The organism is Lederbergia galactosidilytica (genome assembly GCF_017873565.1).
Lineage (GTDB): Bacteria > Bacillota > Bacilli > Bacillales > Bacillaceae_C > Lederbergia > Lederbergia galactosidilytica.
In genome coordinates, this window is the sequence record NZ_JAGGKH010000040.1 from 1 (window position 1) to 8,410 (window position 8,410).

Here is an 8,410-nt window from a genome sequence, read left to right on the forward strand (position 1 = left end):
TTTCTGAATTCCAACGCTTTATGGGTTCTATGAGCCCAGCTATATTACCACTTTTGAAGATTACAACCCATTACGGGAACTATGAACCGCACTATATGACCGTTTTTCTGAATTCCAACGCTTTATGGGTTCTATGAGCCCAGCTATATTACCACTTTTGAAGATTACAACCCATTACGGGAACTATGAACCGCACTATGCGACCGCTTTTCTGAATTGCAACGCTTTATGGGTTCTATGAAACCTGCTATATTACCACTTTCGAAGATTACAACCCATTACGGGAACTATGAACCGCACTATGGGACCGCTTTTCTGAATTCCAACGCTTTATGGGTTCTATGAAACCTGCTATGTTTCCGCTTTCGAAGATTACAACCCATTACGGGAACTATGAACCGCACTTTGGGACCGCTTTTCTTAGTTTCAACATATCAAGGGCACAAAAGCTTGAGAATCCACTGGACTCTCAAGCTTTTTTTGTAATCTAATCTGTTTAATTTAAGAAGTACATATAGATTTCTTTATCTGGAAACCATTCAAAGCCTAACCCTTCATATAATTGACGGGCCATTCTATTATTTGTCCCCGTGTTAAGTTGAAGCCTGTTTGCTTGATGGAATTCTGCCCATACTTTCACCTTATTAATAAGAGCTGTTGCTACACCTTTTTTTCTGTGTTCGGGGCGGACATTCAGGTCCTGTATCCGCAAAAACGTTTTTCCTGTCCTCGTTGAAAAACTCCAATTAACAGCTATAAAAATCTAATAAACGGGCTAAATTATTCCTGCAACCCTTGAGCTGTTCTTTTCCCTGTTCATCGCTGGAATATATATAATCCGCTAAAGGATGACTTGCTTCAGTGAGTAAAGTTGAGTTCAACTTGATTATTTCTATTTCGAGCATCTCAACACCTCCTAAAAACAGCTTAGTCCCTCGTCCATCACCATTCGATCAATCAACACCGCATTATAAGCACCACCAAAGCCGTTATCAATATTGACGACACTGATTCCAGAAGCACATGAGTTGAGCATTGTTAATAAGGCCGAAAGCCCGCCGAAATTGGCGCCATAGCCGATGCTGGTTGGGACCGCCAAAACGGGATGCGCAACGAGGCCGCCAACTACGCTTGGTAATGCTCCCTCCATCCCGGCAACGACAATCGAAACTGTTGCAGATTGAATGTCTTCGATTTGATCAAATAGGCGGTGGATCCCAGCGACACCAACATCATAAATCCGTTTGACATTACTTCCTAATACTTCTGCAGTGACTGCCGCTTCCTCTGCCACAGGAAGGTCTGAAGTTCCTGCACAAATTACAGATATATAACCAGATCTCGGTTTACTTGGTTCATGTTGATAGGATAAAATCCGGGCTAGCTCATGATACATCAGCTTTGGATATTTTTGTAAAATCACTTCCGCCTTTTCTTTGGAAATGCGAGTAATTAAAACATCTTCTTTTTTAGCTAAAATGGCTTTCATAATGGCAAGGATTTGCTCTGTGGTTTTTCCTTCTCCATAGATAATTTCAGGAAATCCTTGGCGCTTTTTTCGATGATGATCTACCTTCGCAAACCCTAAATTTTCATAAGTCGCTAATTGGGATTTCGCTTCTGCTACCGTCAGTTGTCCATCCCGTACTTGTTGTAAAATTTTTTCCATTGCTGCACACACCTTCAAATAAAATAAGCCGCTAAATCCTTTCCGAAACGCTCATATCGTTTAAAAATCCGTTGATATTGTTCATGTTGGGAAGGGTTAGGATAAATGACCTTTCCCGCTGGTAAATTATCTTTAATTTCTTCAAAGGAGTCCACTTTTTCTACCCCAACTAAAGCTGTCCATGCAGCTCCCCAGGCAGCACTGTAAGGTGTGTCTGACAGATGAATCTCTTGTCCGAACACATCCGCTAAAATCTGCACCCATAAAGGGGATTTAGTTAATCCACCATTTACACAAATTTTTTTAGGCGGCCCAGCTAATTTCTCTAGGGACTGTCCTATTTGGTAAAGATTTAAGACAATTCCTTCTAAAACAGCACGCACTAAATGTCCACGTGTATGCCCAATCGTCAATCCATAAAAATTTCCTTTGGCACGTTGATTCCATAATGGAGCTCTTTCTCCATTAATATATGGGTGAAAAATAAGCCCTTCTGCCCCAAGCTCAATCGCTTCAGCTTCAAGTAATAGATCCTCCATAGATCCTTGATAATCGAGTAGATCTTTTAACCATTGTAAAGTAATCCCACCGTTATTCGTTGCCCCGCCAATAATAGAACTATCTTTCGTAAATAGATATGTAAAGGTTTCTTCTGTTTCGTTTACTGCGGCTCCACTGATAAATTGACGAATTGCCCCACTTGTGCCAGCTGATATCGCTACTTCTCCTGGAGCAATGGCACCATCTCCAAGATTGGCCAATTGTCCATCTGCCGCCCCAATCACAAATGGTAAGTCTTCAGAAACACCGATCTCCTGCGCAATTTCTTGTTTGAGATGAGGCAAGCGTGTTGTCGGTGAGACAATTTTAGAAAGCTGTTCTTTGCGGATTCCCGCTAACTCCAGTGCTTCCTCTTCCCAGTCTACTTTTTCAATATTTAATAAGCCTGTTGCCGAAGCCATGGAATAATCAATGATCTGCTCTCCGAACCACTTTTGAATAAGATATTCCTGCATGGAGATATAATAAGTCGCCTTTTCATAGACCTCTTCTTTCATTTCCTTCATCCATAATAATTTTAAGAAGGGGGTCATCGGATGTATTGGTGCACCTGTTTTTAAAAAAATTTCTTTTCCTTTTCCCTGTTTTAATTGTTCCGCCTGCTGACTGCTTCGTCCGTCAGACCAGATCACCATTTTGGATAACGGCTGATACTGCATGTCAACGCAAATTAATGAATGCATCGCACAGGAAAAACCAACCGCAACTAAATGATTTTGGTCAATCTTTCCTTTCTCGATCACTTCTTTGAGCGCCATTCGGGCAGATTTTTCAATTTCCTCGGGATCCTGTTCAGCCCATTCAGGACTTGGATAGTAAAAAGTATTCAATTTTTCTGCTTCAGCAATAAATTGCCCCTTTGTATCAAATAATACGGCTTTCACACTTGTTGTCCCAAGATCTAAGCCAATTACATATTCTGTTTGCATATTTTCACATCCCCTCAAACCTCTTTCTAAAAAATCTAAATAGAGGAGACTTTTTCATCTCCCCCTCTATCACTAAATTTAAACGCTACCATTGATAATCAGCGCTTGCTAAATTAATACTTTGTTCATGCTGCCGCTTTTGTAGCCATTTAAATCCATAGTAATATATTTATAGCCAAATTCTTGCAGTTTCTTTGCGATTTTAACATGATGGGTTAATAGAATTTGCATGTCTTCTGGCTCTACTTCTATTCTAGCAATCTCTTCATGTGTTCGAACACGCACCTGACGAATACCTAAGCTTTGAATATAGGCTTCCGATTTTTCGACCTTTGTTAACTTTGCTTGTGTAATCGTTTCGCCGTAAGAAATACGCGAAGATAAACAAGCAAAAGATGGTTTATCCCAAGTTGGGAGTCCCAGTTCCTTCGAAATTGTTCTTATTTCTTCTTTGAATAAGTTCGCTTCTTGCAGTGGACCCCGAACTCCTTTTTCTTTCGCTGCTCTCATGCCTGGCCTGAATTCATTCATATCATCCGCGATTACACCATAGATCACATTTTGAAATCCTTTTTCTTCCATAATCGGAATCAAATGTTCAAATAAGCTGTTTTTACAAAAGTAGCAACGATTGCGGTCATTCTCGGTATAACCAGGAATGGCTAGTTCCGAAGTTTCTACAACGGTATGACGGGCTCCGATCCATTTAGCCAATTCTTTCGCTTCTAGCAATTCCTTCGTCGGGTAAGTTTCTGAATCTGCGGTTACTGCCAAAACATGCTCTTTTCCTAAAGTATCCACAGCCAGTTTTAATAGAAAAGTACTGTCAACACCGCCAGAAAAAGCGACGACGACTTTATTCATTTCCCGGAGAATAGATGTCAGTTTTTCAACCTTTTCCTCTAGCAAAATACGATCTCCTTTCACAACCATATTAGATGGTCATACTGCCAAAACCGCCATCCACTCGGATAAATGTTCCAGTCACAAATCCAGAAGCTCGATCAGATGCTAAGTAGACAGCTGCTCCTTTTAACTCATCTGGTTCACCAAAACGGTTCATTGGCGTATGGCCCATAATCGATTGTATTCGTTTTTCACTTAAGATTTTGCGATTTTGTTCCGCTGGAAAGAATCCTGGAATGATCGCATTAACCCGAATACCATGGGGTGCAAATTCTCTTGCTAAAAATTGCGTTACACTATTTACTCCCGATTTGGAAGCAGAGTATGTAAATACCTTCGATAGCGGAGGACCAGATGAAACAGAGGAAATATTGATAATGCTTCCTTTCCTTTCCTGGTCAATCATTCGCTTGGCAAAATGTTGAATCGTGAATACTAGTCCTTTCAAGTTTACATCCATAATATCGTCCCATTCATCTTTCTCTAATTCAAAGAAAGGTGTGGGGCTATTTTTACCAGGGGCATTTAATAAAATATCATAACCGCCTGCCCATTCTTCGATTTCATCAGCTGCTTTTTTCACTGTATCTAATTCACTCACATCAGCCTGAAAAGCTTTTGCTTCCCCACCATTTGCGATAATTTCCTGAACAACCTTCTCAGCTGATTCCATATTTCTGCCCACAACCGCAACCTTGGCTCCATGTTCAGCTAAACCTTTAGCAATCGAACCGCCGAGAACACTATTCCCACCAATCGCGACAGCTACCTTACCAGTTAGATCAAACAACGAACTCATCTTGTTCCCTCCATATACCTAAAATAAGTTTCCGTTATCATCAAACTCCCATTCATAAAGATCAGATGTCTTTTCCATTTGATCATGATTATGAACGATATCAAGTAAAGCTTCTGATACTTCAATTTCGCCAATTTCCAAAGTGTTTTTAATGCGTACCATTTTCACTTTTGTAAAATCTAATATATTACAAGTCTTAATTGCCGCTTGAATTGCGAATTGATCATTTGCTAGAGCAGTCGAGATATGGGTAGGGCCCACTACCGTCGAAGTCAAACCGTTCGCATAAGTGACATCCCGATTCATTTTATCTACTAATCTTTGTGTTGTAAAATCAGCTGTTCCCACACCATTAGCATTACCTTCTGTTTCATCCGTCAAATCAAGAACAACCATTTTTGATACCTCCGGACCACCATAGGCATAAGGCGTTGGATATCTTCCTGTAATATTCGGGTCCATCCCATCACCACTAATGTTTTTTCCAATTTTATCAATTACCAAGACATCAATCTGGTCAAAATAAAGTTTTGGCAGCTGTTTCTTTGCTAATTCTAGTAATTGAATCTCTTTTTCTTCTATTTCATTCGGTTCAAGGACAGCAACTGTATGCACCTTATCAAACGCATTTTCAACCGTAGCTACAGCAAATAAAATTGGCATTTTAGCAAGTGTAATTTTCGCCATAGCGGGGACATGTTCTGCCATATGTTTGAATCCAAGCTGATGGCAAGCCTCTGCTCCCTTTTGCTTCCCTAACCCGATACTAATCATCTTCATAATACCGCTTTCAATCGGGCCACGAAATGCTGTATGCGGTTTAACTCGGTTAATGACAACAATACCATCTGCTTCTGAAGCGAGTTTATCAATATAAACTGGCAAACCATTAGATAGTTCTCCTAAGCAAATCACTTCCATAGAGGAACGAATTTCTGCTTTTACACTTTCTTCCGTAACTCCCAGATGTTCCAAAACAGCTTGCTGCCCTTCAGCAGTCGCCCCTCCATGACTTCCCATACAAGGAACGATAAAGGGCTTTGCCCCAAGCTCTTTTAAAAATTGCACCGTTACAGCTGTCATCTCAGGCAAACGATCTAATCCTCTGCTCCCAACAGCAACTGCAATTTCCATTCCCGGTTTCACTTTACTTCTAATCTCTTCACGTCCCAATAATGGTTGTAATGCAGCTGTTAAATCATCAATTTGGGTAGAATCAAATTGTTGTTTGACTTTAGCTAATTTCGGAATTGGGATATCCTTCACTAATTCTTTAATGATACTCATGGATATTCACTCCATTTATAAGTATGATCTTGAAAATTTCAAATATTTCTTATCTCTTTAATAATAGATCAGGCAAACCTTTTTGTAAACATTTTCACAGATACCTTTCTCTTATTAAAATTACACTTATCCTTTTACAGAGCCTAATAACGCCCCTTTAGCGAAGTACTTTTGCAGAAATGGATAACATAATAAAACAGGTACAGTTGCAACAACAATTGTCGCCATTTTAACGGTTACCTCAGGTGGTGGAACATCTGTATAGGCAGCCCCATCATAGTTCATCCCACTTGCTAGTACCACGATTTGTCTTAGAAGGACTTGGACAGGCCATTTCGCTGAATCACTCAAATACAGGATTGCGTGCATATATGTGTTCCAGTATGTGACTGCATAAAATAAAGAAATTGTCGCAATTGCCGGTAAGGAAATAGGGATCACAATTCGAAAGAGAATGCTAAAGTCATTAGCTCCATCAATTTTCGCAGATTCTTCCAAACCTACAGGCAAATTCATGAAAAAGCTTCTTAGAATAATCATATTGAACGCATTAATGGACACCGGAATAATCAGAGACCATAACGAATTGAGCAGTCCTGTTTGCTGAACAACGAGGAAAGTTGGAATCATTCCTCCATTAAACAGAAGAGTGAAAACGATAATAAAATTAATAAATCTTCGTCCGACTAAATCTCTCCTTGATAACCCATATGCCGTTAAGATGGACAATAACATACTCCATACTGTTCCACCGACTGTCACGATGATCGAAACGAATAAGGCTTTAAAAATCGTATCCGTCGAAAAAATATAACGATATGCATCTAAACTAAATTTAGTCGGGAATAATAGAAATTTACTACTTGCGATTTCTGCACTTGTCGCAAATGAACTTCCCACCACATGAATAAATGGCAAAAATGTAATCAAAGCAATAAGAAATAATAAGGTATTATTCACCGTATCAAAAATTCGGCTTCCCGCTGATACTTCATTTGGTTTACGTTTCTTTTTTATTTTCATAAGTATAAGCTCCTTTCTAGTTGTTGCTCAAAAAAGTTATAAATCACATTCAAAGGTAAGGTCTTCAAGTAATCTTGGCTCTGACATGTAGTCAACTTTTGGAAGTTAGCTATGGATCACAGTACCTACGCACTTCAGCCTTTTGAACAGACATATTTACTAATAGATTCCTTCTTCTCCAAATCTTTTCGCCAAGCGATTAGCAAAAATAACCATCACTAACCCAACGGCTCCTTTAAAGAAACCAACAGCTGTACTATAACTAAATTGCCCTTGTTGTAACCCGGCCACATAAACGTACGTATCAAAGATCTCGGCCACTTCACGATTCGAAGCATTTAAAAGAAGATAGACATGTTCAAAACCAAGTTCAAGGACATCGCCAATTTTCAAGATTAATAGAACAATAATGACACTGCGAATCGCAGGCAATGTAATATGCCACATTTGTCGGAAACGATTAGCCCCGTCCATTTTCGCAGCTTCATATAATTGCGGATCCACCGCTGTAATCGCGGCAAGAAAAATAATTGTTCCCCAACCCGCTTCTCTCCAAATTACTTGAAGAATATACATCGGACGAAACCATTCAGAGCTCAACAGGAAATTAATTTTATTAAATCCTAAGCTTTCTAGTACAGAATTAATAATGCCTCCATCAAGTGTTAACATTACATAACTTATGGAAACGATTACAACCCATGACATAAAATGGGGAATATAAATAATCGTTTGTACCCCTCTTTTGAAAAAGGCATTTTTTACTTCATTCAGCATTAAGGAAATAATAATTGGAATCGGAAAATAAACGAGAATTTGTAAAGCAAATAAAACAAGTGTGTTTTTAAAGATCATCCAAAAATCTGAACTTGTAAACAATCTTTCAAAGTGAGCAAATCCTACCCATTCACTACCAGTGATTCCTAAGTATGGTTTATAATCCTGGAAGGAAATAATCAATCCATACATCGGGATATACTTATAAATAATAAAGTAAATAATACCCGGTAATATCATTAAATAAATGAGTTTATTTTTTTTAATCCGCTTGAGCGTTTCCGCTCTTTTCACCTTTTTCACATTTTCAATCGGTTGATTTTCTACTAAAGCCGTTTTCATTTTCAACTCCCTTTCTAAAAGTGCGTATTGTCAAATAATCTATAGTAAAAAGTTAATAACCCCTTGATTTATAGGGGAATGAATGCAAAAAACTTGCCACCCCCTGAATTTTAAGGT

General features: G+C 39.0%; 9 protein-coding genes. All 9 read right to left on the bottom strand.

Annotation, left to right across the window (positions count from 1 at the left end; translation table 11 throughout):
- Positions 1–496 precede the first annotated feature (496 nt).
- Complete coding sequence (locus tag J2Z23_RS21955; RefSeq protein WP_476629908.1) at positions 497–763, bottom strand: GNAT family N-acetyltransferase; 267 nt, start codon at positions 761–763, stop codon at positions 497–499.
- Entirely contained in the window at positions 747–905 is a 159-nt protein-coding gene (locus J2Z23_RS21960; RefSeq protein ID WP_165602824.1) for a hypothetical protein, read from the bottom strand. The genes J2Z23_RS21955 and J2Z23_RS21960 overlap by 17 nt, the downstream gene beginning before the upstream one ends.
- A gap of 11 nt (positions 906–916) precedes the next feature.
- The gene (larB, locus tag J2Z23_RS21965; protein ID WP_057983444.1) at positions 917–1,669 is read right to left on the bottom strand and encodes a nickel pincer cofactor biosynthesis protein LarB; all 753 of its coding nucleotides are present in this window, start codon (positions 1,667–1,669) and stop codon (positions 917–919) included.
- Between the two features lie 14 nt (positions 1,670–1,683).
- Positions 1,684–3,159, bottom strand: a complete 1,476-nt coding sequence (locus J2Z23_RS21970; protein WP_057983446.1) for a gluconokinase — start codon at positions 3,157–3,159, stop codon at positions 1,684–1,686.
- Between the two features lie 108 nt (positions 3,160–3,267).
- The gene (gene larE, locus J2Z23_RS21975; RefSeq protein WP_057983448.1) at positions 3,268–4,068 is read right to left on the bottom strand and encodes an ATP-dependent sacrificial sulfur transferase LarE; all 801 of its coding nucleotides are present in this window, start codon (positions 4,066–4,068) and stop codon (positions 3,268–3,270) included.
- 25 nt (positions 4,069–4,093) lie between these two features.
- The gene (locus J2Z23_RS21980; protein WP_064468437.1) at positions 4,094–4,864 is read right to left on the bottom strand and encodes an SDR family oxidoreductase; all 771 of its coding nucleotides are present in this window, start codon (positions 4,862–4,864) and stop codon (positions 4,094–4,096) included.
- 18 nt (positions 4,865–4,882) lie between these two features.
- Positions 4,883–6,151, bottom strand: coding sequence for a nickel pincer cofactor-dependent isomerase, group 22 (locus J2Z23_RS21985; protein ID WP_064468438.1), 1,269 nt, complete (start codon positions 6,149–6,151; stop codon positions 4,883–4,885).
- A 126-nt stretch (positions 6,152–6,277) separates the two neighbouring features.
- Complete coding sequence (locus tag J2Z23_RS21990) at positions 6,278–7,174, bottom strand: carbohydrate ABC transporter permease (RefSeq protein WP_057983454.1); 897 nt, start codon at positions 7,172–7,174, stop codon at positions 6,278–6,280.
- Positions 7,175–7,333: 159 nt separating this feature from the next.
- Positions 7,334–8,293, bottom strand: a complete 960-nt coding sequence (locus tag J2Z23_RS21995; protein WP_057983456.1) for an ABC transporter permease — start codon at positions 8,291–8,293, stop codon at positions 7,334–7,336.
- Between the last annotated feature and the right edge of the window lie 117 nt (positions 8,294–8,410).